We start from the raw sequence: 22,475 nt of genomic DNA on the forward strand, positions 1-22,475 counted from the left end.
GGCTGAAGCCAGGCGGGGTAGGGGGAGTAAGTGGTGGCTGTTCTGGATCTTGGGTCGATCAGAAGTCGAGCGGCTCTGCTTTGATTTGGGCGATGATCTCGCGAGCCTTCTCGGCATCTCGTTCGAACGTTTTGACTTGGACCCAACCCGGTGCCTCCGCAACGAACCCGGCGGTAAAGCCTCCGACCGCCACTGCTCGAATTCCAGCGTCTGCAAGAATGCTGACCAGCACCGTTGCAGCGGGCTCCGTCGGACGTTCCGCCACGGTGACCAATGTCGCGTCGTCGTCCGACGGTGGTGTGTTGTCCGGTGTTTGCGGGCTTTCCGGTGGGATCGATTGAGTCATCGGATGGGTTCAGCTTGGAGACAAGAGTTGAAAAATTGGTGAGGGCATCGCTGCGAGCCATTCGCCAATGACTCATCGAGGATACTCGATCCGGTCCAGCCAGTTCGTGATCATCGACGGTGTATCTTGAGCGATCCTGAATGCCCCAGAGATCGTTTTGCGTGGTGGCAGTGTCGCTGGTTGGCAAAATGGATGTGAGTTGATGAATTCTTGATGAGTTGCTTTTGACGACACGATGGCTAGTGGTCGGCCGTGGCATGAGCACGATACAATTCGGGGATGAACAATGAATCGACTATCATTCTGGCTGGCACTGACAACGACATCCCATCGCCACCGCCGCATGGGCTGAAGCGGTACACGGGATTGCGTGAAATGGCGCGAGGTGCCACCGCGGTATTGCAGGCCGGGGTGGACTCGGTGATCGGTCGTACCGTGGCGATTAAAAAGTTGTTGCCAGAAATTCGAGCAGATCGTTACGAACGTCGACGTTTGCTTCGGGAAGCTCGGGTCACGGCCCAATTGCAGCATCCAAACACGGTGCCCGTTTACGAAATCGGGGACGATGATTTGGAGGGTGTTTACTTCACGATGAAGCGGATCTCGGGTGAAAACCTGTTTGAGTCTTTGAAGCGAATTGCTCGCAATGACGAACACGCGGTCGCCGCTTTTCCGTTGCAGCGAAGGTTGGAAATCGTTGCGGATGCTTGCCAAGCTCTCGCCTACGCGCACGCTCGCGGTGTCATTCATCGCGATGTGAAGCCAGAAAACATTTGGGTGGGCAACTTTGGCGAAGTCATCTTGCTCGATTGGGGCGTCGCGAAAGTTTGGGGGCATGCGGATGATGCACAGACATTGCACCGCCAGCAAATGCAGCCTGATCATGAAACCAAGACCGAAACCCAGTTGCAAACGTTGACCGGTGGCGGCCAACGTCCCGGCACGCCGCTGTATATGTCGCCCGAGCAAGTCAACGGAAATCGCGGCATCGACGAGCGGACCGATATCTTCAGCGCAGGCGTCGTGCTCTACGAATCACTCGCAATTCGTGAACCGTTCCGGGGGCGGACGATCGACGAGACGTTTGACAACATCAAGCACGCTGATGTGCCACCACCGAGTGAGAAATCGCCGCAGTACGACATTCCAAAAGAAGTCGATGCGGTGGTCATGAAAGCGATCGCGAAACGACCGGCCGAACGCTACCAATCAATGCGTGAGTTGATCGCGGACATTCGAGCGTTGACCATTTCGGTGTCGTGAGCGGCCGATACTTTGCACCATACGGCAAAGCACCGGTGCACTATCCCATCGACGATCCGGCTCGGACGGGTGTGACGCCCGATCAAACGGAGTTGGTCATTGTCGAGGGTGACAGTGCGGCGAAGTCGGTCAACCAAGTTCGAGATACGACGCGGCAATCGGTTCTCGCTTTGCAAGGCAAGCCGATGAACGTTGCCAAGGCGAGCCGATCGGTTGCACTTCGCAATGAAGTTTTGATTCGCTTCGCGTCGACGCTTTTGGACCACAAGCTTTCCGCCAGCGAAGATTGGATCGAAGCGTTGCGAAAAGCCGATCGATGTCGCTACGCCCGACTGGTGGTATTGATGGATCCGGATGCGGACGGCATCCATTGCGGCGTTTTGGTGCTTGGGTTTTTACTTCGATTCGCACCGCAGTTGTTACAGGAACGACGCGTGTGTGTGGTTCGTCCGCCAATGTTTCTGTTTCGCATTCGCGGAACCACGGCGGACCAGGCCGGCGTGCAAATACGAACTTTGGTCGCTTCCAACCCGGATCACGCGCGGCGGATGGAGGCCAAATTGACCGAAGCGGGCATGTCCGACTACGAACGTTTTCGCCATCGTGGTCTGGGCAGCATTCCGCCGGATGTTTTGCGGACTTGTTGTGTCGATCCAAGCTCGCGGGCGGCCGATGAAATGAGTCGCGAAGAAGCGGCGGACGCGGTGCGTCTATTCAGCGGTGGTTAGTGTTTCCGGCGCCTGCATGTCCGCTTTGGGAAACGCTTCGTTGCGAAGGGCTTTGAGTTTTTGGCCGGCAACGTCAAGCGTCTTTGTTGGCAGACGGTCATTGTGGAACATACTGGATAGCTCTATCCAATCACGGTGTTCCAGGATCAATGAATCGTAGAGGGCACGGCCGTTCTTCCGAGGGACGATGCGATCGGGAGTGCCATGAATTTGGACCAAAGCCCCTTCGTAATTCGCAAGTGCTTTGACGCTGTCGTATTGGTTTTTCATCAGCCAGCGAACAGGAAGAAAAAAGAATCGGTCCGCTCCCACACTGGCGGCACTGTCAAAGGTGCGGTCGAGACAAAGTGCTTCGATCGAATCGCCTCGTTCGTGCAATGCCGCGACCAACCCGCAGGCGACACCGCCACCGAGCGATCGGCCGTAGACCATGATTTGCGAAATTGGTGTGTTCGTGGTTTGCGAAAGCGTGTCGATCGCACTCACGGCATCTTCTATGGTGCTAACTTCACTTGGCGTGAAGCCATCACCTTGGAAACCCCGATACTCGGCCGTCAGCACCGTTGCGTTCCAACTGTCCGACAATCGGCGGGTCCAACCATCCATTTCGTCGGCATGGATGCCGTTGCCATGCAGAAACAGAATCACCTCTTCCGCTCCGTCACGGATCAGCAATCGGCCTTCTAAGTCGGCCCCATCGACCGCGGCATAAGTGATCGTTTCCACCGTTCCCGGCGTGGGGCGATCAGGCTCGAAGCGATTCGGATCCATCAAGATGCTCTTTTCCATGTATGCACCCGGGAAGAGCAACCGAGTTTCCATCACGACCAGTCCAATGCACACGCCGACATAAATGATCGCCAGCAGGCCCGAGGTGCGAAGAATTCGATGGCGGATCGTTGGTTTGGTCTTTGACGCTCGCGGAGCACCTGCAGACGCCGCGACGTCATCTGTATGATTCGCAGGGGTGGATTGATCGGAATGTGCGGCTGGTTCGTTAGGCATCGTGGGTTCAGCAGCGTTGCAGGGAAGGCATTCAAAAGGAACAACTGGATCGGCATGCTATGTTTGATTGGACTCTGGTGCAGCCAAGTGGGATAGGCTTCCAGCCTGTCAGTCGTGCGGAACATGACTCATGCAATCGACTGGCTGGAAGCCTATCCCACTTTCGGATTGTCGCTGGTCGGACACTCGTGTGTCCAGGACGTCCTCGCCGGTCGCTCGTCTTTCAAAAGCTCGCCATGTGGATTCGTCGATCCTTTTCGAAAATCGAATCCAACGAGAACGCGATTTCGCGAATTCGTTGTGGCCGGATCGTGATGCGCGATGGGAGACTGGAACGCATTGAGCAACACTGGGCACGCAGCCCGATCTCGGTGGCTCAGGTTTGGTGGCAAGCCAAATTTGGAAAGTTGGAGGGAGACATTTGTTGTCTCGACTTCCACGTGCCTCGCGGGATGAGTGCTTTTGTGACGCTGGACTATGTCCGCAGCGGCAACGCGACTCGGTATGCGACCGCAATCGGAGCGTCCAAGGTGCTCGACGAAATTGCGAGACTGCGGAAGTCGTACGCCATCGTCGCGCACGTGAGCAATGCCCGCATAACCGATCGTCATCTCGAACGAGCGGGATGGGAAAGACACCTGTTGGATTGGCCGGGCCGACACTTCATCCGGCGGATGCACCCGGCGGTTTCGGTTTCCCAGTGAGGTGCATTCTTGAGTCCCAAATGCCGGTGAGACATTTGGGAGCGATGAATTAGAGGCGAAACTCGGAAAGAACTTCGCCTGGCAAAGACATCCGGATGCCCTAGAGCACGCCACCGTGAGTACGGATGGGGGTCATGTGCGAAGGCGAATCCAAGAACCAGAAGCGTTCCCATTCGTCGACCAATGAACGCAAGTCTTCCGAGGTGTAAAGCAATTGCTGAACACGGCGTTCTGGACGGCTCGAGTAGATCGGCACGAAGCAGCCAACGGAGGTGGCGAGGCCAGCCATCAAAACGCATCCCAGAACCAAACGGCTCATGACGGATCGTTGGCCTTGACGGGCTGCGGAATCAGTTTTCGCGGTTGTTTGTGAGCTCTTCATCGTCAGTTCCTCCGTGAACTTGTCGGTGCGTTCTATTGCCAACTGCCCGATGGGCTGTTGGGGGGGCTGTTTGGCGGACGGTTCGGGTCGTCGGTTTCGTTCGGACGCTCGGCAGAACCCTCCTGAGGCACGTGGTCCAGTGGCATGACCCATGTGTCAGGCAGGTTGTCGCTGGACAATTGCCGGACGCGTTGTTCCATCACCTTGCCGGGTTTGAACGTGACGACGTACTTTTCGGGCACGTCGACTTGTTGTCCCGTCTTTGGATTGCGTGCTTTTCGAGCAGCTCGCGGTTTGACTTCAAACACACCGAAGTTCCTCAGTTCAATGCGGCCTTCCCGCACCAAGGTTTCGACGATCGAGTCAAACGTCCGCTGCACGACCTCTTTGGTTTCCTGCTGAGTCAGCCCGAGTTCTTCGGAAATGACGCGCACGATTTCTTTCTTTGTCACCCCGGATGGCTCCGTAAACCATTGTGATTGGTGGACTTACAGAGACAGCTTAGGTTTCAATGTGGGGCCGGTCAAGCCGCCGGGGCGAGCGTAGAACGGTCCACGTAGAACCGTATCGACCGTCATAACCGTTACACTTCAATCAAACCGACTTTTCTTTGCGGCGAATTTCGATTTCGTCGAAACTGTACAGTTGTCCTTTTCCCGCTCCCGGGCAGACCTCGCACGTTTCCGCCCAATCAGTGGGCCCAGCGAGCGTGCTGTCCCAAAATGGCCACGTTCGGCACTGAATTGGTCGGGCGTTGTAAACCATACAGCGTCGCGATCTCGGGTCCAGGAAAATGCAATCTCCGTCGGGGTATTCCAGCAAGCTGAATTGGTTTCCGACGCGGCGTAGAAATTTGTCTTCGAACGCGTCGCGATCGAGCTTCATTTCTTTGGCCAAATCAGCAATTTCGTTCTCATCGACGAAGACATAGCCGGGCTCGCCGCTGCAGCATTCACCGCACTGGGTGCACTCGAAACGCAACCCATCGGCGTACCAGGGAGCAGACTTGGGATTGGAGCCAGGTTTGACGGGACGTTTGGCCACGGCGATCGAGTGGGGATGAGAAGAGTGAGAAGCAAAAGGGAAGCTTACCCGGTCAGAGGCGGGTTCGCCAAGTTCGCTTGCCGCGGTCTGGTGTTAACCACGGTTGATCCCGGTAAACTCATCGCCGTCGTTTTGTCGGGTTAGCAGCAGTCGGCTTCGATGATCGACGCACCGGGTTGGAAAACTTTTGCATCGGAGTCATGAAATTGGCGGTTCACATTGTCTGACGCGTTGACCCTGGATCGTTTGTGCGTGTCGGCCGGCAAGCGAAACCTTCTGCAGGACGCTCACCTGGCGTTTCCGGACGGAAAGATCACCGTGCTAGTTGGCGGCAGCGGAGCGGGCAAGAGTGTTCTGCTGCGAGTCCTGGCGGGGATCTTGCCGCGACACGGCGACGCGATCCAGTGGAGCGGCGATCTTCAATGGCGCGGTGAGCCAATTGATTCTGAATCGATGCCGCGAACCGGGATCGTGTTCCAGCAGTTCGCGTTGTTCGATGAGCTATCACCGACCGCGAATGTGCAATTCGCGATTGACCACCGCGCGAATCGCGATGACGCGCCACAACACAACGCTTCGGACTGGTTGGAATTTCTTGGTGTTCCCGCATCAACGCCGGTCGCGGCACTGAGCGGTGGTCAAAAGCAGCGATTGGCGATCGCTCGGACTTTGGCGTCGGCTCCCGAAATCATTCTTTACGACGAACCGACCTCCGGATTGGATGCGGCGACGGGAAAACGCGTTGCCGAACTGATTCGCGAGACGCAGACGCGTTTTGGTCGAACCAGCATTGTCGTGACCCACGATTACGAAACACTGCTGCCGATCGCCGACGAAGTTTTGTTGTTTGATTCTGCTGCGCAGACGATCCGCCGAATTGATCGATCGGAATGGCCTAACGTGGCTGAGCAAATGGAGGCGGTCGCTTTGTCTCCTTCTCAATTGAATGAAGCGGGATCGGAGCAAGCAACAGGACCGCTCGCGATGCTGCGACGTGGTGCGGAGCGATTTCTTGATTCAACCGGACGCAGTTTGGTCGCCGCGGCAAGACTACCTTGGGATGCGCGGCCGGTCGTACCGCGAATGAAGTGGGCAGGGCGCTTCCTGGCTCACTATCTGCGTTTGGTCGGCGGACCATCGGCCTGGGTTTACTTGATCATCGCAGGTTTGATCGCGGGGTTCACGACGACTTACTTCACGCTGCGTTTCTTGCCGTTTCGTTTGTACACCCAGCCTTTGTTGATCGACGAATTACTTTCCTCGATCGGGTTTGCTCTCTATCGGATTTTGGTACCGGTATTGGCGACCGTCTTGATCGCGGCTCGGTGTGGTGCGGCGGTTGCCGCGGACGTCGGGGTCAAACAGTATGGTGGTCAGGTCGACGCCTTTCGGACGCTTGGGATCCGCGCCCCGGCGTATTTGTTGATTCCGATTTTGGCCGCGTTCCTGATCGCGACACCAATCTTGGAATGGATCGCATTCACCGCGTCGCACTGGATCAGCCGGGTGACGTTCAATTTTTCGCATCCGGAAATCGGCGTTCATTTCTGGCAACAGCACTTCTTTCGTGCCATCACGCCCGATACGACCGGAGGATCCATCATCACATGGTGGAAAGGTTGGGATTGGGTGCTCGCAAAGAACTTGCTTTGTGGTTTCGGCACCGCGGCGATTGGTTACCATCAAGGGATTACCCCCAAGCATTCAGCCGGTGATGTCAGTCATTGCATTACCGCGACGGTACTTTGGACGACCTTGTATGTGTTGGTTGTTCACTTCGTCGTCGCCTTGCTGGAATTTTGATTGCCCCGCAGGAGAAACCATGGACAAGAAGGCGAAGAAGCGTTTGGACGTTATCAACAAGAAGCTGCAGACATTGCGTCCGCGGTTGGCTGGTTCCAAAGAACAAGCCGATGATCTGGAAGAACTGAAGGAACTCGAAGACGAAATCAAATCGCTCGAGGAAGAAGCCGCCAAACTGCGAGCGTCTTGAGATCACGACGAGTGGTCATGGGACACTCCGTGGTCCACGAAGTGGGCTGGAAAGAGAAAGCATGATGAACAGCGTGTGGCGGCCGTATTGCCAGATGAAGACCGCTCCTCCGCCGATGAAAATCGTCGCGACGGAAGGCTGCCATCTGATCGGCCAAAACGGTGAATGCTGGATCGATGGAATGGCATCGTGGTGGTCGGCTTGCCACGGATACAATCACCCGCAAGTTCGCGATGCGGTGACCGAACAATTGCATCGAATGCCTCATGTCATGTTCGGTGGCATCACGCATGAACCAGCCGAGCGTTTGGCAAATCGGCTGGCCGAGTTGGCTCCCGACGATTTGAACCACGTGTTCTTTTCAGACAGCGGATCCGTCGCGGTGGAGGTTGCGATGAAGATGGCGATTGGCCATTGGCGTCGCCACGATCGTCCCGGTCGCACACGGTTCTTGGCTTTCGACAACGCTTATCACGGCGACACCACCGGTGCGATGTCGCTTTGCGATCCTCAACGCAGCATGCACGCAAGGTACAGCGGAGCGATCACGCAGCAATATCACGTCGCACTTCCGCGTGATGCAACGACGGAAGCGGTTTTGGAACGCACGTTAGCGGCGCATTCGGATTCGATCGCGGGTGTTTTTGTGGAGCCGTTGGTCCAAGGTGCCGGCGGGATGCGATTTCACGATGTCATCACACTCCGGCGGATTCGCGATGCTTGCAAGCGGCACGACGTTCTGTTGATCGCCGATGAGATTGCAACCGGGTTTCAGCGTACCGGTAAGATGTTCGCGGTCGATCACACCGCGGATCTGCAGTCACCCGTTGTGCCCGACATTCTGTGTCTCGGCAAGGCGTTGACGGCTGGCACGATGTCGATGGCGGTCACGATTGCTCGGTCCCATGTGTTCGATTCGTTCTACAGTGACGACCCCGGTGCGGCATTAATGCACGGGCCGACATTCATGGCGAACCCATTGGCTTGTTCTGCCGCGAACGCTTCGCTGGATCTATTCGAAGGAAATCCTTACGACGTCGAGAAGATCGAGACGATTCTTCGCGAACGTTTGTCCGTCCTCCGAGACATAGACAACGTTGCGGATGTGCGGTGTTTTGGAGCGATTGGAGTCGTTCAGTTCCGTGATCCGCCCAAGATGCAGATGGTTCAAGACGAGTTGGTTCGGCGAGGCGTCTGGCTGCGTCCGTTTGGGGATTGCTTGTACACGACGCCGCCGTTGTGCATCAACGAAGATGCGTTGCACCGAATCTGCGACGCAATGATCGAGGCAACTCGCGCGACTATGCCGCGAAGCGATTCGCCCATGTGCAATCAGTTGCGATAACGTTCGTGACACTGGTTGCAGGCCTGCTTCAGTCGCGCCATTGACTCTCGCAATTCCTGGAAATCTTTTCGTTCGACCTGAGATTCCATGGCATGAACCAACCGAACGGAATCATGCATCCAGGGACGCATCTCTTCGTTGCAAACTCGGTGTGATTCTCGCAAAGCCTCTTGGAGCAAACGAACGTCGCTCACTTTCCAGTCGTTGGTTTTCATCGAATCCAGCAACACTTCGTATTGCAATGACGTGTCGACCATGTGCGAGGCGAGAGTGCTGATCTCGGCGACTTCGACGAGTTTGGGAAGCTCAGCCGAAATCGGCTGCGGCTGAAAGCCATCGACATCACGCCAAAGACCGGCGTACTGCGAGCCGGTGCCTGCTCGTTTCAGAAGCTCGATCGCTTGTTTTCGATCCAACCAACCAGCTGACTGCGCGATGACTGCGGCCATTGCCGGGCCGCGGTGTTTGCCGTGATGGCAATGCACGTACATCGGATCTTTGATCTGCTTGGTTAGCGCAGCCGCGGCTTTGCACGCATCGTCGTGCACACCGTCGTATCCAATTGGAATGTGGATGTAACGCAATCCATGTTTGCGAGCGAGTTCGATCTCGGGACGTTGTCCATCCACGCTGACAACAACCTTCACACCCAATCCTGCCAGTTCTGCGAAGGCTTCCTCGCCGACCGGCGCAGCGCCGGACATCAATTGCGGATGGATTTGGATCCGATTCTCCAGGGCGGATGTCCGTTCCTGGGACACAGAATCGTCCGCGATTGTGTCGACCGTCCCAAGCTCGAATGCGAAGAGAACGCAAGACCAGCCCAAGACCCGAATGATGCAAAGTTGTGAAGGAATCATGCCGCATAAGATACCTCATATGGAAGCCCTGATGAAAGCATCCGCGACATTGCAGGTACATCGACACAAACGGTGTCTGAGAACGTGAAATTCTCAGACGCCGCCGGCGTGACCGCTCAATGGGCGCGACTGGTGCACCCACGCTGCCCGTGCGATCCGAATGCACGACAGCGTGGTTGTCCGAGAACTCAGATGCCTAAGATTTCATCAGCTCGATGGTCACGCTGTTCTCGCCTTCGCTGACGACCGCCTGGATATCGGTTGTCGTCTCATTCCAGTATTTCTCGGGAACAGATTCATCAATTTTGACGGCTTCCGGAGATCCCTCTTCCATCGGAACGGTCCTTGGTGCGAGGTACACGTTGTAGGTACCGGTTGGAATGGGATCTTTGAGTGCGAACTGGCCACCATCACCAATGTCGGTGCCGGCGGCTTGGCCTGTGGTTGAATCCAAGAACATCACCGCAGCGTCATCGTAAGGCTTGCCATTCAGGCTGACTGTTCCTTCCACCGTGCCGACGGAAGGTGCGTCGCTGCATCCGAGTGAAAATGTTGAAAGACATGCGATCGCGGAAAATAGAAATGCGGAACGTTTCGACGTGTAGGTTTTTTGAGTCACTGGAAGAATCGCTTTGTTTGAAGGAGTTGGATTGGATGGTGTCGGTCGCGGTCTGCCGATCGGATCGAAAGGTCCCGCGTCAAATTTCGCTGGCTAAGCACGTGAGCGGGAGTCATTGGGCTTGATCACGTAGCAGCGTCTCTCCGAGACGCTGTCATTTGCGAGTCTCAGAGAGACTCGCCTACGTGAGGTTCTACCCGATCATTCCTGCCGACCTGCTTGGAACGTGTGTCGTACAGAAACCTATTGTGGGAAAGTGGTGACTTCACCGTCGTAGCGGCAACACAATTGTTTCAGCAGCAAAAAGTCGATCGAATCGGTGATGAATTGAACGCTCGCATCACCCATCACCACATTGATTCCGCCGGTGTGCATGGAATTGATCACCGTGTTGTTTCGATACATGCGGTCGGTTGCTCCCGTTTGCACAATTTGCGAGTTCGGTGCGAATCGAACGCAAGTTGTTCCGGTTTGCCAAAGGTCCCAGCTGCTTGGTCCATCGACTGGGCGCGGGTGTCTCGAGCCCATCCATCCACCGTAGTAGTTTGATGTGCGGTTCACCCCGTCGACCCATCCGGATTGCTCTGCGATCATGATGGCATTGGTTGTCCCGTCGACAACGTCACGCATCTTGATTTTTCCATTGGCAAACAGCATTCCGTTGTTGGACGACCAACCGTGACCAAGGTCAGCGGTTCCCTTGTTTGGGTCGCCACCAGGGACCGGACGAGCGGCGCCTTGGATTCCGACATACATGATGTTCATGGCACCTTCGGAATTGTTCGATACCGGCGCGTTCTCGAACATATCAATCGCGGATGAGGGGCATGCGTAAGTTGGAACGGCAAGGTATTTGAGGATTTCGTTGCCTTTGAGTGCATCCGCACCGGCTGCGCCACCGGCCATGAAATGAGACGAATAGCTGAACTCAAGCTGGTCGTGAATGTTGCCTTGTTCGAGAAATGGAAGAATCAACGCACGCCAATTTGATCCGCTGGCGGGCCAAGTCTCTCGAAGGTTATATGAACCAAGAGGAAAGCTTGACATCGTGTCGTGATAGTTGTGCATCGCTAAACCAAGTTGTTTCATGTTGTTCGAACAACTCATTCTTCTGGCGGCTTCTCTTGCAGATTGGACTGCGGGAAGAAGGAGTCCAACCAAGACACCAATGATCGCTATGACAACCAATAGCTCGACCAAAGTGAATCCAGAGTTTGCATGTTGCTTCTGACGCATCGACAAATCCTTAGGTGAGAGATTCGATCCCGTGATTGGACACAGGCAATCGAAACATAAGGTGAAGGAGGGAAGAATCCTTCCCGAAAGATCGCTTCGTCGAGTGAGTTTTGGACTCCGCCCATTCACTTGCACCACTCAGGCGGAGATCATGCAAAGGCAAAGGCAATGCCAAAGCGTCTTGGTGCCGGACGGAACCAACTCAAGAGGTACGCGGCGGGAAGATGAGGCGCGGTGTGGTCGCGTAATGCTGCCACGGGGACCGTTAGTTTCATGACAAGAAGGAAGCAAGCGAGCGTGTTCGAAACGCGGCGTTGCTTAGGTCATGCGCACAGCCGTAGCATGCATGTCTTAATTGTGAGCAGCCCCCCCCGCATCGGTCGGATGCATCTGCACAGTATGCGTCAACACCGTTGCTAGACGACTGAGTTGACTTGGTGTTTTAGGTAGATTGTGAGAGCCAGTTTTGTGCGGGCACACCGCGTTGGTTGACCAGATCGATTGGTCAAAGTCTGATTCGAAGGTCCGCTTAAACCTGTCCAGTCGCAGCTGACTCGAACGCATCGAAAAGGCTCAACTGGACTGATTTGGGACGCAGGCGATTCCGTAGTCCAACACTGTCCAGGCTGAGTGGTTCCGGATGACGATCTGACGTGATCAAGAAGGGGCGTGCTTTTTTGTACGAGACGCCAATTCGAATCAGGTCTTCATCCCGGATGGCGTGATGACGTCGCGTGTTGAGAATACGTTTGACGCCTCGCTCCCCGATTCCGGGAACTCGTAGCAACATCTCTCTCGACGCTCGATTGACATCGATCGGAAACGACTCGCGATTGCGAAGTGCCCAAGCGAGTTTAGGATCGATGTCCAAATCGAGGTTTTGCGATTCCGGCGTTGTCAGTTCCGATGCATCGAACCCATAGAACCGCAGCAGCCAATCGGCTTGGTACAAACGATGTTCACGGACCAATGGAGGCGACATGCCCGGCAGACGGGCGTCCGCGTGCGGGATCGGGCTGTACGCGGAGTAATAGACACGACGCAGTTGATGTGTGCCGTACAGTACCGACGAAGTGTTCAGGATGTCTTGATCGGTTGAGTCGGTTGCACCAACGATCATTTGTGTGCTTTGGCCCGCGGGAACAAATTGCGGCACACGAAGGCCTCGTTTTCGATCCGACGTGATTTCTTCTCGTTTGATTTTGATCCGGTCCATCGACTGTTCGATCGCCGGGCGTTTCTTTTCTGGTGCAAGGGTTTTCAAGTCGCCGACGGTTGGTAGTTCGATGTTGATGCTCAGCCGGTCAGCGTATTGACCCGCCGTCTCGATCAAGTCATCCGCAGCGTTTGGAATTGTTTTCAAATGGATGTAGCCGCGGAACGACTCTCGCTCACGAAGCGTTTTCGCGACCTCGATCATTTGCCCCATCGTGTAGTCGGAATCTTGGATGATTCCGCTGCTGAGAAACAACCCTTCGATGTAATTGCGGCGGTAGAAATCCATCGTCAGCTTGACGACTTGCTCCGGAGTGAACCGAGCCCGCGGGGTATCGCTGCTGATTCGGTTGACGCAGTACTGGCAATCGTAGATGCAATAGTTCGTCAGCAGAATTTTCAGCAGGGAAACGCATCGTCCGTCGGGCGTGTACGAGTGGCAAATCCCCATTCCTTCGGTGCTGCCCAAACCGCCCTTCGATTCGCGTTTCGAGCCACTGCTAGCGCAGGAGGCATCGTATTTCGCGGCGTCAGCGAGGATCGCCAGTTTTCCGTTGATGTCCGATGGTGACGGCATGAAGTCTCGCGTTGGGTGGAGGCCGCAAGATTAGTTTCGCGGCGAGTTGTTCGTTTGAACGGTGACGAAGCAAACCTTGCGCCCGATGGTTTGATCGGGTGTAGCAATGCATTGAATGCTCCGCACCATCCATTCGTTAGAACCGTTAAAACCGGGCCGAGTTGACAGGATGGGATGGTCGAAACGGCGGTTTTTTCGAGAATCCTTTGACGTCGTCGAAAAGATTGGGTTTGCTGATGATTGGCCGCTGAAACTACGACGGCCCATGCTCAACGAACAAGGATTCAAATTGTCTTTCTACGTCTTTTTGCTGGTTTTGGTATCGCTCTGCTGCGGTTCCGTCCCGGGTTGGTCGGAACCGTCGTTCCGGTCGGTGATTGCCAGCGTCGCGTTGGTGGCGGGATGGACGATTCTGTGTCATACGGCCGCTCGAATGATGGTGTTGCAGGTCAGGCGTGGGCACATGCGAATTCGAGACGCGAGCCGGATGCTTGAGGTTCAGCTAGACATTTTCCGCTGGTTGGGGCTGCCCGTGGTGCTGACTTGTCTTGGTGCGTTTTCACTGGCGGCCTGGTCCCGCGAACAGCCGATTTTGGAGTCCAGCATGATGCTGCAATCCATCGTTCTGCTGATGCCAGGCATCACCATTCTGCTGGCGACTTGGTCCGCCGAGCATGTCTTTGGGGCTCGGCTGGGTCTAACCGACTCGTCGCTGCGAAACTACTTTGTATCGTTGTGGTCAGGACTCCGGGCAGGTCCCGTTTGGTTGATCATTCCAACGATGCTCTTTCTGCTGTTGGGTGATTTGGCAGAATGGAGTCAACCGATCGCTACGGGCAATGCGGTCGCAATCGGTATCGGAGTGGGAATCGCGGCGATCGCATTTTTGCTGCCATGGATCGTGAGCCGAGTCATTCGTCAGGAAACCATGGCTCCCGCCGATCGCGAATCGATCACATTGTGGCTCAACCGCGTGGGCGTGCGAACCGAGGGATGGTCTGCGATGCGGGTCGTCCGATGGAACACCAACGGACGTGTCTTCAACGCTTTGGTGGCGGGTTTGTTTCGTCCCGGACGAATGCTGTTGTTGTCCGATCGCGTGATTGACGAATTGCCTCGAGGTCAGTTGTTGATGGTCGTCATGCACGAGGTGGCTCATGTGCGGCGCTGGCACGTTCCGATCCGAATGGCGGCCGTCGCACCAGCGTGGTTTGTTTCGATTTGGGTTGGGTCGTTGTTCACGAATGAATCCTGGGGAGCAACCGTTGGCGGGCTGACTGGGTTGGTGTTGACCGTCGGGACTTTGAGTGCTGTTGCGTATCTGACGGAATGGGACGCTGACGCGGTCGCTTGCAAGTTGGCTGTCAAAGCCGGCGGCCAAGCCGATGGGATGCCAGCGACGGAAGCCGAAGCGGCTGGAATGATGGCCGCGGCCCTGGGCCGAGTCACGGCGGGACATCCCGCGGCACGTCGAGCGAGTTGGTTGCACCCCAGTTTGGCGATGCGAGTCAAACGGTTGGCCAAACCGCCTCGCATGCATCTGATTTGATCGACGCTGGCTTCGCATCTTCATGATGGTCGCGTTGAGATAGGGAAGGACTGGAGAAAGGCTTTGAGTTAGAATCGTGTTCCCTCACACCTTTCCCACCTGAAGAAGAGCCTTTTGCATGCGTTCCCGCCATCTTCTGTGTTTGTTCGTTGGACTGATGGTTTGGTCCAATTCGCTCGCACCCACCCCAGCCAACGCTGCGGACTCCGCCAGCCAACCAAACATTCTTTTCGTCTTGTACGATGATCTTGGTTGGGGCGATCTGGGGTGCTACTACCAGAACGAATCCAAGCATGATCGCACGCACCAAACACCGCACTGGGATGCGATGGCTGCCGAAGGTCTGCAGATGCGGAACCACTATTGCCCGGCTCCCGTGTGCGCCCCCAGCCGCGCGTCGCTGTTGACCGGCGTGCATCAGGGACATGCGTCGATCCGAGACAATCAGTTCGACAAAGCGTTGCCCGACGTTCCGACGGTCGCATCGGTTCTGAAAAGCGTTGGCTACACGACCGCGCTCGTCGGTAAGTATGGTTTGCAGGGCGAAGGCAACAGCGCCGAAAATTGGCCTGCGTACCCGACCAAACGCGGCTTTGACGAATTCTTTGGCTATGTGCGTCACCGCGACGGCCACAACCACTATCCCGCCGACAAGTGGCCGATTGCCAATGGCGACGCACACGCCAACCCCGTCGAGTTGTGGCACAACGACGATGAAATCTCATCTCAACTGAAAGGCTGCTACACGGCTGATTTGTTCACCGCCAAAACAAAAAGGTTCTTGGTTGAACACCAATCGCAATCCGCCGACGATCCGTTCTTCGTCTTTCTTTCTTACGACACACCTCACGCATCAATCCAATATCCCTCGGCGCCCTATCCAGAAGGCAAAGGCGTCAACGGCGGCGTGCAGTGGCTCGGTGAGACCGAACGCATGATTAACACGGTCGGACCGATCGATTCCTACAAGCACCCGGACTACGCCAACCAAGGTTGGACAGATGCCGAGGTCCGGTTCGCGACCAGCGTCCGACGGCTCGACGATTTGATGGGTGACCTGTTGCAAACACTTCGTGACCTGGAACTCGAAGAAAATACCCTGGTAGTTTTTTCCAGTGACAACGGGCCGCATAGCGAGTCCTATATTCAAAACGTCAACTACGCACCGACATCGTTTCAGTCTTACGGGCCGTTTGATGGGATGAAGCGAGATTGTTATGAGGGTGGGATCCGCGTCCCGACCGTTGCTTGGTGGCCTGGAAAGATTGCAGCTGGAATCGATCAAAGCCCAAGCCAATTCCACGATTGGTTGACCACCTTTGCTGATTTGGCGGGAGCAAACGTTCCGGCTCGAGCGGACGGTGTTTCGCTGGTTCCTACGTTGTTGCAGAAGGGCCAGCAAGCTACTCCGACCACTTACGTCGAGTACTTCAACGGAGGCAAGACGCCGAACTACGAAGACTACGAGCCATCACGCCGCGGTGCTCGTCGTGGTCAGATGCAAGCAATCTTCATGGACGGCTACAAAGGCGTTCGGCACAACATCCAATCGCATGCGGATCCGTTTGAGATCTACGACGTCGCCAAAGATCCTGGCGAAGCCAACAATTTGGCTGGGACGTCACCCGAGATGGAAAAGCTGCAACAACGAATGCATGACCGGGTGCTTCAGCTTCGATCGGCCAACGCGACTGCCGAACGTCCTTACGATGGCGAACCCATCCCGGCGGACGAATCATTGAATGCTGATGCTCCGATGGTGGTCAATTATTGTCCGACCAAAACATCCATCGTTTCGCGTTTGGATCCTGCTCAATCGACGAAGGTCGACATTGAAGGATTGGATCTCGCCGACGCTGTTCGCTCAGCCGGCCAAGGCAACGCACGCGTGCAAACGGTTCTGAATGTCGCCAAAACAGGGCGATACGAGTTGCGATTGAAGGCGACCGGCGATGCTGTTTTGAGAGTGCATGATGCTGCTTTGATTGACACCACCGGCCATGACAAAACGGATGCATCGGTTGAAGTCACGCTGGAAGCTGGTACGCACCCGGTTGACATGATCGTCCGTTTGGCGGGCAATGATTCCGTTCCCGCATTGGAACTGAACGAGCTGCCAGACGCTCCGAAAAAGTCACGCAAACCAGCCAAACAGAAAAGGAAATCCAAATGACCACTCCTGCCGAACCGCTTCGTTATGCAATTTTGGGAAGTGGGGCGGTGGGCGGTTTGTACGGAGCCATGTTGGCCCGATCCGGATGCGACGTGCACTTTCTGTTGCATTCGGATTTTGAGCATGTTCGCGAAAACGGATTGCGCATCGACAGTGTGCTGGGCGACTTTGTCTTGGAGTCGCCGCAGGTCTACGATTCGGTCGAATCGATGCCGAAATGCGATGTCGTGATCATCGCGCTGAAGTCGACTCGCAATGCGCTGTTGGACGAGTGGCTGCCGCGAGTCGTCGCTGATGATGGCGTGGTGCTGACCCTGCAAAACGGGTTGGATGTCGAAGCGGATGTGCGGCGGACGATTCCCGCCGGACGAGTTCTCGGCGGTTGCTGTTTCCTTTGCAGCAACAAAGTTGGGCCGGGCCATATCCACCACTTGGATTACGGGCGGATCGCGTTTGGTGCCTACCAGGAAGCTGGTGTGGATCCGTTGCGTGCCAATGAGGTGGGCCGCCGCATCGAAGCGGACATGCAATCAGCAGGCATCGACGCGAATTGGAGCGATGATTTGGCGAAGACACGTTGGCGAAAGTTGATGTGGAATATCCCTTTCAATGGATTGTCGGTTGTTTTGGATGCTTCAACGGATCGAATCATCGGCTCGCAACCTGGTCGCGACTTGGCAAATCAGCTGATCGCGGAAGTTCACGCCGGTGCCGCGGCATGCGGCGTGGAGATCGACGAAAAGGCAATTCGGGCAACGATGGAACACACCGAAACCATGGTTCCCTACGACAGCAGCATGCGGTTGGACTTTCTGGCCAAGCGACCGATGGAAGTCGAAGCGATCTTTGGCAACCCGCTGCGAGCGATCGGAGATCGTGCGAGCGAAATCGCTCCGTCGATTTCGATGCTGTATCAACAGCTCGCGTTTTTCAACGAAGCGATTTGCCAAGACGCTTGAACGTTATCCAAGAGCCTTCTTGGAGACGGCGATTCGTTTGCGATCGAGGTCAATTTCGAGGACTTTGACTTTGACAACATCGCCGACCGAAACGACTTCGGAAGGATCGCTGACGAATTGGTTGGCCAACTGAGAAACGTGGATCAGTCCGTCTTGGTGGACACCGAGATCGATGAACGCGCCGAAGTGCGTCACGTTGGTGATGACGCCTTCCAGCACCATTCCTTCGCGAAGATCTTCCATCGATTGGACCGAATCATCGAACTGGGCGACTTTGAATTCGCTTCGCGGATCGCGGCCAGGTTTGCCCAGTTCCGCGATGATGTCACGGATGGTTGGAATGCCGAAGCGATCGTCGACAAATGAATCGGGTTGCAGTTTTTGGCTGAGCGTCGCGTTGCCAACCAACGTCTTCACGTCGGCATGGAGCTGCTTGGCCATGCGACTGACCAGCGTGTAGCTTTCCGGGTGCACGGCGGAATTGTCGAGAGGTTCATCACCACCGCGAATTCGCAAAAAGCCGGCGGCTTGTTCGAAGGCTTTCTTGCCAAGTTTGGGTACCTTGGTCAATTCCTTTCGGCTGCCGAAACGCCCGTTTGTGTCGCGATACTGAACGATGTTCTCGGCCAATTTCGGTCCGATGCCGGCCACTCGCGACAGCAAAGGAACGCTTGCCATATTCAAGTCGACGCCGACGCGGTTCACGCAGCTTTCGACGGTTCGATCGAGGCACTTGCGAAGCTGGGTCTGATTCACGTCGTGTTGGTACTGCCCCACACCGATTGATTTCGGATCGGTCTTGACCAATTCCGCCAGCGGATCTTGCAGGCGGCGTGCGATGCTGATGGCACCACGAACGGTGACGTCCAAATCGGGGAATTCTTTGCCAGCCAGTTCGCTGGCCGAATAGATCGACGCACCAGATTCGCTGACCATCACCTTGGTCACATCGAGTTTGTTGTCGCGAATGAGTTGACCGACAAAGGCATCGGTTTCTCGCGAGGCGGTCCCGTTGCCAATTGCGATCAGTTCAACATTGTGTTTCTTTATGAGTGCGAGTAGCTGTTTTGATGCTCCGGCAGTGTCGGATTTGGGCGGCGTTGGATAGATCGTGGTGTTGGCCAAGAACTTTCCCGTGCCATCGACCACGGCAACTTTGCATCCGGTGCGAAAACCGGGATCGATACCGATCGTCACGCGAGGACCGGCGGGAGGCGACATCAGAAGCTCGTGCAGGTTTTTTCCAAACACATCGATGGCTTCTTCGTCGGCTTTCTCTTTTAACATTTGCAGGACGGTGGACTGCGTTGCCGGTTGAAGCAAACGTTGAAAACAGTCTTCTGCGGCTGATTCGAGTTCTCTAGCGAATTCGAAGGAGCGGTTCTGGATGAAAGTGGATTTGACATGCGAGATGGCTCGGTCTTCTTCCATTTTCAGCCCGACACGCAGAACACCCTCCGCTTCGCCACGCAACATCGCAAGCAATCGGTGACCGGGAATGCGAGAGGCTGATTCGGAACGATCCAGGTAGGCTTCGTATTTGTCCGCTTCGTCCTTCTTACCGCGTTTGACGGCTGATGTGATCTGTCCGAACTTGGTTCCCTTTTCGACCATCCATTCGCGAACCGTTGGATCCTCGCTCCACTGTTCGGCAACGATGTCGAGAGCGCCCGCCAGAGCCGCATCGGTGTCAGCGACATCCAGTTCTTGGTTGACGAATGACTGCAGCGTTTGCTGCTTCGATTGGGGAAGTTTGGTTTGCTTCAGCAGCAGATCCGCCAGTGGTTGCAAACCTTTTTCGCGTGCGATCGTCGCTCGGGTTCGGCGTTTGGGTTTGTACGGCAGGTACAAAGCTTCCAGAGTTCGCAGATCTGTGCAGGCTTCGATCTGTTTGCGCAGTTCAGCGGTCAGGGCACCTTGCTCTTCGATTGTGTTTAAGACGGTGGCCTTTCGAGCGAGCAGCGCGGTGTGCTTTTCGAGCGCGTCTTCGATCGCGCGTAGAGCGATTTCGTCTAGTCCGCCGGTGACCTCTTTGCGATACCGTGCAATGAAAGGGATCGTGTTGCCGGCTTCGAGTAACTCGATGACCGCGGCGACTTGTTTCTCAGGAAGATTCAGTTCACGAGCGATGGATTGCATAGGACGGACGTCAGTGCTGCGAAAGGTTGCGAAGTCGAGGGTGGACCGGAAAATCATTTCGGATGAAACGATCGAGCGGCAGTGATACTCAAGCGTGCCGCCGTTGTGCCATCTCAAAATGGTGTTTCACGGCGCGGCCGCTGATGGTTGTCTTATCCAACAGCTCTTTGGTGATCGCGCGGATCGCCTCGATGTTGGCTTCGTCGTTGAGAATGTGTTCTGTTTTCGAAAGCATGCGTTTCAGGAGTGTTTCATGCTGTCGCTGCGACGCCGCTCGCGTGCACAATCGCGCCGAGACCTCTCGCAAGTCTTGCGATGCACCCGCCGGACAATAGACTCCGGTGAAGCGAGATTCGGAAACCATCCCAGCCAACAAGACCAACACGTCGTCTTCGAGTTGGTCCTTGCTGCCTTTGGATCGGCCCTTTTTGATCTCGCAAGTGCCAAGCCGAGAGCCTCCAAATTGGAGCTTGCCGGGTGCGATGGTGACTTTTTGAATGCTTCGTCCGACCGCCATCGCCATCACCGCGTGACCGGCTTCGTGGTACGCGGTTGCGACGGTTTCTTTGGAAGCGGACGTGGCGGGTGGTGATTCCCCGTGTTCGGTCGTGCCTTCGTTCGATTTCATCGCGGCAGTATAGGTGAGAGAAGGTGCAACAGCGATTCCCGGCAAGTCGATCTCTGCGTCGTTTCGCTAGCGAGAGCATTCCGTTCGTGACGTCTCGTTCAGACGAAAGTAGCAACTTGGGATTTCAGCGACTTCTGGGGCGATCTGATTAGCAGATCTGCCAGGGCGAATTTCCTGGGCGATCTTGGTGGTAACGCTGGCCCGCTCCGCTCTGTTAAAATGTGCGGTCCAGGGGATCTGCCACGTGCCGATTCACCCGCGTCTGTTTGGTCGCTCCCATCCCCCACCCCACTCAGAAGATTGCTATGGAACGCCGTTCTTTTCTTGCCGCCAGCGCCGCAGCTGCCACCGTTGTTGCCACCCAAGCCAAATCTGCTCGAGCCGATGAAAAGCAACGCCCTCGCCGCGTCGCTTTGATTGGTTGCGGTTGGTATGGCAAATGTGATTTGTTGCAGCTGATCAACATCGAACCCGTCGAAGTGGTTTCGTTGTGCGACGTCGATCAAAAGTTGCTCGAAGAATGCGCCGATCTAATCGCCTCACGGCAAAAGTCCGGCAATCGACCTGAAACGTTCGCAAGCTACGAAGAGCTGCTCGCCAAGAAGAACGTGGACATCGTTTTGGTTGACACGCCCGATCATTGGCACGCTCTACCGATGATCGCTGCGGTCGAAGCAGGTGCCGATGTTTACGTTCAGAAGCCAACTGGCGTCGACACGCTGGAAAGCAAAGCGATGTTGGACGCGGCACGTCGGACGGGACGAGTCGTGCAAGTGGGAACGCAGCGTCGAAGCACGCCGCACTTGATCGACGCGAAAAAGAACGTCGTCGATGCCGGGTTGCTTGGGAACGTCGCCTTTGCCGAAGTGTGTTGTTACTACCACATGCGAGCGAACTCGAATCCACCGGCGATCGATCCGCCACCGCACTTGGACTACGAAGCTTGGACAGGACCGGCGCCGATGCGTCCTTACACTGAGCTGACTCATCCACGCAAATGGCGTGCGTTCATGGAGTATGGAAATGGAATCGTCGGTGACATGTGTGTTCACATGTTGGACTTGGTGCGATGGCAATTGGACTTGGGTTGGCCCAAGCGAATTAGCAGCGTGGGCGGGATCATGGTTCAGAAAGATTCGCTTGCCAATATCACGGACACACAAACGGCGACGTTTGACTTCGACGGTTTGGACGTTGTTTGGACACACCGAAGCTGGGGCAGTGCTCCCGATCCCGAGTATCCTTGGGCGGCCAAGATCTACGGCGACAAGGGCACGCTGAAGTTAAGCGTGAACAAGTTTGAATTTGAACCTCGCGGTGGCGGCAAGAAGCTGTCGGGCGAGGCGGTGATCGAGACTGACAAGTACCTAACGGATGTTACTGATAAAGAGAAGTGGGCGCTCGAACTGCACGTCGCCTCGGCCATTCGGGGTCACATGCGTGACTTCCTCAACGCGATTGACAACCGTTCCAAACCGGTCGCCGATATTCAACAAGGTCACATCAGCAGTGCGTCTTGCTTCATGGCAAACGTGGCGATGGAACTAGGTCGAACGCTCGAGTTTGATCCGGAAACACATACGATTGTGGATGATGAAGAAGCGACCAAAAAGATAAAAAGAAGCTATCGAGCACCTTATCAGCACCCCGCCGATACGGCATGATCGTCTCGCGGATCCTGCCTGCCAAAGAAGTCATGGTGTGATTTGA

General features: G+C 55.7%; 21 protein-coding genes. 10 read left to right on the forward strand and 11 right to left on the reverse strand.

The genetic code is table 11. The features are described from left to right. Positions 1 to 58 precede the first annotated feature (58 nt). Positions 59 to 346: a putative signal transducing protein gene (locus tag RB_RS06445; protein ID WP_007328817.1), complete on the reverse strand. Its 288-nt coding sequence runs from the start codon at positions 344 to 346 to the stop codon at positions 59 to 61. Between the two features lie 279 nt (positions 347 to 625). Between RB_RS06445 and RB_RS06450 the strand changes: the two genes are divergently transcribed. Together RB_RS06450 and RB_RS06455 are read left to right on the forward strand one after the other, a co-directional pair. Further along, positions 626 to 1,609, forward strand: coding sequence for a serine/threonine-protein kinase (locus tag RB_RS06450; RefSeq protein ID WP_007328819.1), 984 nt, complete (start codon positions 626 to 628; stop codon positions 1,607 to 1,609). Then, positions 1,606 to 2,337, forward strand: coding sequence for a toprim domain-containing protein (locus RB_RS06455; protein WP_011119272.1), 732 nt, complete (start codon positions 1,606 to 1,608; stop codon positions 2,335 to 2,337). Before RB_RS06450 ends, RB_RS06455 begins: the two co-directional genes overlap by 4 nt. On the opposite strand, the gene RB_RS06460 is transcribed toward RB_RS06455, so the two are convergent. Next, positions 2,320 to 3,342 (reverse strand): alpha/beta hydrolase, encoded by a 1,023-nt coding sequence (locus RB_RS06460; protein ID WP_011119273.1) that lies wholly within the window; start codon positions 3,340 to 3,342, stop codon positions 2,320 to 2,322. The two genes, RB_RS06455 and RB_RS06460, sit on opposite strands and share 18 nt — an antisense overlap. A gap of 236 nt (positions 3,343 to 3,578) precedes the next feature. On the opposite strand from RB_RS06460, the gene RB_RS06465 reads away from it, so the two are divergent. Beyond that, complete coding sequence (locus RB_RS06465; RefSeq protein ID WP_164921624.1) at positions 3,579 to 4,046, forward strand: hypothetical protein; 468 nt, start codon at positions 3,579 to 3,581, stop codon at positions 4,044 to 4,046. 100 nt (positions 4,047 to 4,146) lie between these two features. Here RB_RS06465 and RB_RS06470 read toward each other — a convergent pair whose 3' ends face one another. The 3 genes from RB_RS06470 to RB_RS06480 all read right to left on the reverse strand — a co-directional run bounded on the left by RB_RS06470 (position 4,147) and on the right by RB_RS06480 (position 5,472). Further along, a complete protein-coding gene (locus RB_RS06470; protein ID WP_231846276.1) occupies positions 4,147 to 4,365 on the reverse strand; it encodes a hypothetical protein in 219 nt (72 codons plus the stop codon). Positions 4,366 to 4,460: 95 nt separating this feature from the next. Continuing rightward, positions 4,461 to 4,862, reverse strand: coding sequence for an HU family DNA-binding protein (locus tag RB_RS06475; RefSeq protein WP_231846277.1), 402 nt, complete (start codon positions 4,860 to 4,862; stop codon positions 4,461 to 4,463). Between the two features lie 160 nt (positions 4,863 to 5,022). Further along, positions 5,023 to 5,472 (reverse strand): YkgJ family cysteine cluster protein, encoded by a 450-nt coding sequence (locus RB_RS06480; RefSeq protein ID WP_007328825.1) that lies wholly within the window; start codon positions 5,470 to 5,472, stop codon positions 5,023 to 5,025. A gap of 219 nt (positions 5,473 to 5,691) precedes the next feature. Between RB_RS06480 and RB_RS06485 the strand changes: the two genes are divergently transcribed. From RB_RS06485 to RB_RS06490, 3 genes are all read left to right on the forward strand, one after another. After that, on the forward strand, positions 5,692 to 7,275 hold the full coding sequence (locus RB_RS06485) for an ABC transporter permease (protein WP_011119278.1): 1,584 nt from the start codon (positions 5,692 to 5,694) through the stop codon (positions 7,273 to 7,275). Between the two features lie 19 nt (positions 7,276 to 7,294). Next, positions 7,295 to 7,465, forward strand: a complete 171-nt coding sequence (locus RB_RS27725) for a hypothetical protein (protein ID WP_007328828.1) — start codon at positions 7,295 to 7,297, stop codon at positions 7,463 to 7,465. A 61-nt stretch (positions 7,466 to 7,526) separates the two neighbouring features. Then, positions 7,527 to 8,810: an adenosylmethionine--8-amino-7-oxononanoate transaminase gene (locus tag RB_RS06490; RefSeq protein ID WP_011119279.1), complete on the forward strand. Its 1,284-nt coding sequence runs from the start codon at positions 7,527 to 7,529 to the stop codon at positions 8,808 to 8,810. Here the strand turns inward: RB_RS06490 and RB_RS06495 are convergent. The 4 genes from RB_RS06495 to RB_RS06510 all read right to left on the reverse strand — a co-directional run bounded on the left by RB_RS06495 (position 8,798) and on the right by RB_RS06510 (position 13,317). Next, on the reverse strand, positions 8,798 to 9,514 hold the full coding sequence (locus RB_RS06495) for a hypothetical protein (protein ID WP_231846278.1): 717 nt from the start codon (positions 9,512 to 9,514) through the stop codon (positions 8,798 to 8,800). The genes RB_RS06490 and RB_RS06495 overlap by 13 nt on opposite strands. Before the next feature lie 352 nt (positions 9,515 to 9,866). Then, entirely contained in the window at positions 9,867 to 10,289 is a 423-nt protein-coding gene (locus RB_RS06500) for a hypothetical protein (RefSeq protein WP_011119281.1), read from the reverse strand. A 243-nt stretch (positions 10,290 to 10,532) separates the two neighbouring features. After that, positions 10,533 to 11,525: a DUF1559 family PulG-like putative transporter gene (locus RB_RS06505; protein WP_007328832.1), complete on the reverse strand. Its 993-nt coding sequence runs from the start codon at positions 11,523 to 11,525 to the stop codon at positions 10,533 to 10,535. Between the two features lie 529 nt (positions 11,526 to 12,054). After that, the gene (locus tag RB_RS06510; protein WP_011119285.1) at positions 12,055 to 13,317 is read right to left on the reverse strand and encodes a putative DNA modification/repair radical SAM protein; all 1,263 of its coding nucleotides are present in this window, start codon (positions 13,315 to 13,317) and stop codon (positions 12,055 to 12,057) included. A gap of 265 nt (positions 13,318 to 13,582) precedes the next feature. Here RB_RS06510 and RB_RS06515 point away from each other — a divergent pair, with 265 nt between their 5' ends. The 3 genes from RB_RS06515 (at position 13,583) to RB_RS06525 (ending at position 17,998) form a co-directional block, all read left to right on the forward strand. Next, entirely contained in the window at positions 13,583 to 14,866 is a 1,284-nt protein-coding gene (locus RB_RS06515; protein WP_007328834.1) for a M48 family metalloprotease, read from the forward strand. 118 nt (positions 14,867 to 14,984) lie between these two features. Beyond that, complete coding sequence (locus RB_RS06520; RefSeq protein WP_011119288.1) at positions 14,985 to 17,039, forward strand: arylsulfatase; 2,055 nt, start codon at positions 14,985 to 14,987, stop codon at positions 17,037 to 17,039. Next, positions 17,036 to 17,998, forward strand: a complete 963-nt coding sequence (locus tag RB_RS06525; protein WP_011119289.1) for a putative 2-dehydropantoate 2-reductase — start codon at positions 17,036 to 17,038, stop codon at positions 17,996 to 17,998. Before RB_RS06520 ends, RB_RS06525 begins: the two co-directional genes overlap by 4 nt. Before the next feature lie 3 nt (positions 17,999 to 18,001). On the opposite strand, the gene RB_RS06530 is transcribed toward RB_RS06525, so the two are convergent. Both RB_RS06530 and RB_RS06535 read right to left on the reverse strand, forming a co-directional pair. Further along, a complete protein-coding gene (locus RB_RS06530; RefSeq protein WP_164922751.1) occupies positions 18,002 to 20,137 on the reverse strand; it encodes a Tex family protein in 2,136 nt (711 codons plus the stop codon). 88 nt (positions 20,138 to 20,225) lie between these two features. Continuing rightward, positions 20,226 to 20,765 (reverse strand): cell division protein FtsH, encoded by a 540-nt coding sequence (locus tag RB_RS06535; RefSeq protein WP_164921625.1) that lies wholly within the window; start codon positions 20,763 to 20,765, stop codon positions 20,226 to 20,228. A gap of 305 nt (positions 20,766 to 21,070) precedes the next feature. Between RB_RS06535 and RB_RS06540 the strand changes: the two genes are divergently transcribed. Beyond that, positions 21,071 to 22,429: a Gfo/Idh/MocA family protein gene (locus RB_RS06540; RefSeq protein ID WP_164921626.1), complete on the forward strand. Its 1,359-nt coding sequence runs from the start codon at positions 21,071 to 21,073 to the stop codon at positions 22,427 to 22,429. The last annotated feature ends 46 nt before the right edge of the window (positions 22,430 to 22,475 follow it).

The organism is Rhodopirellula baltica SH 1, assembly GCF_000196115.1.
GTDB classification, from domain to species: Bacteria; Planctomycetota; Planctomycetia; order Pirellulales; family Pirellulaceae; genus Rhodopirellula; species Rhodopirellula baltica.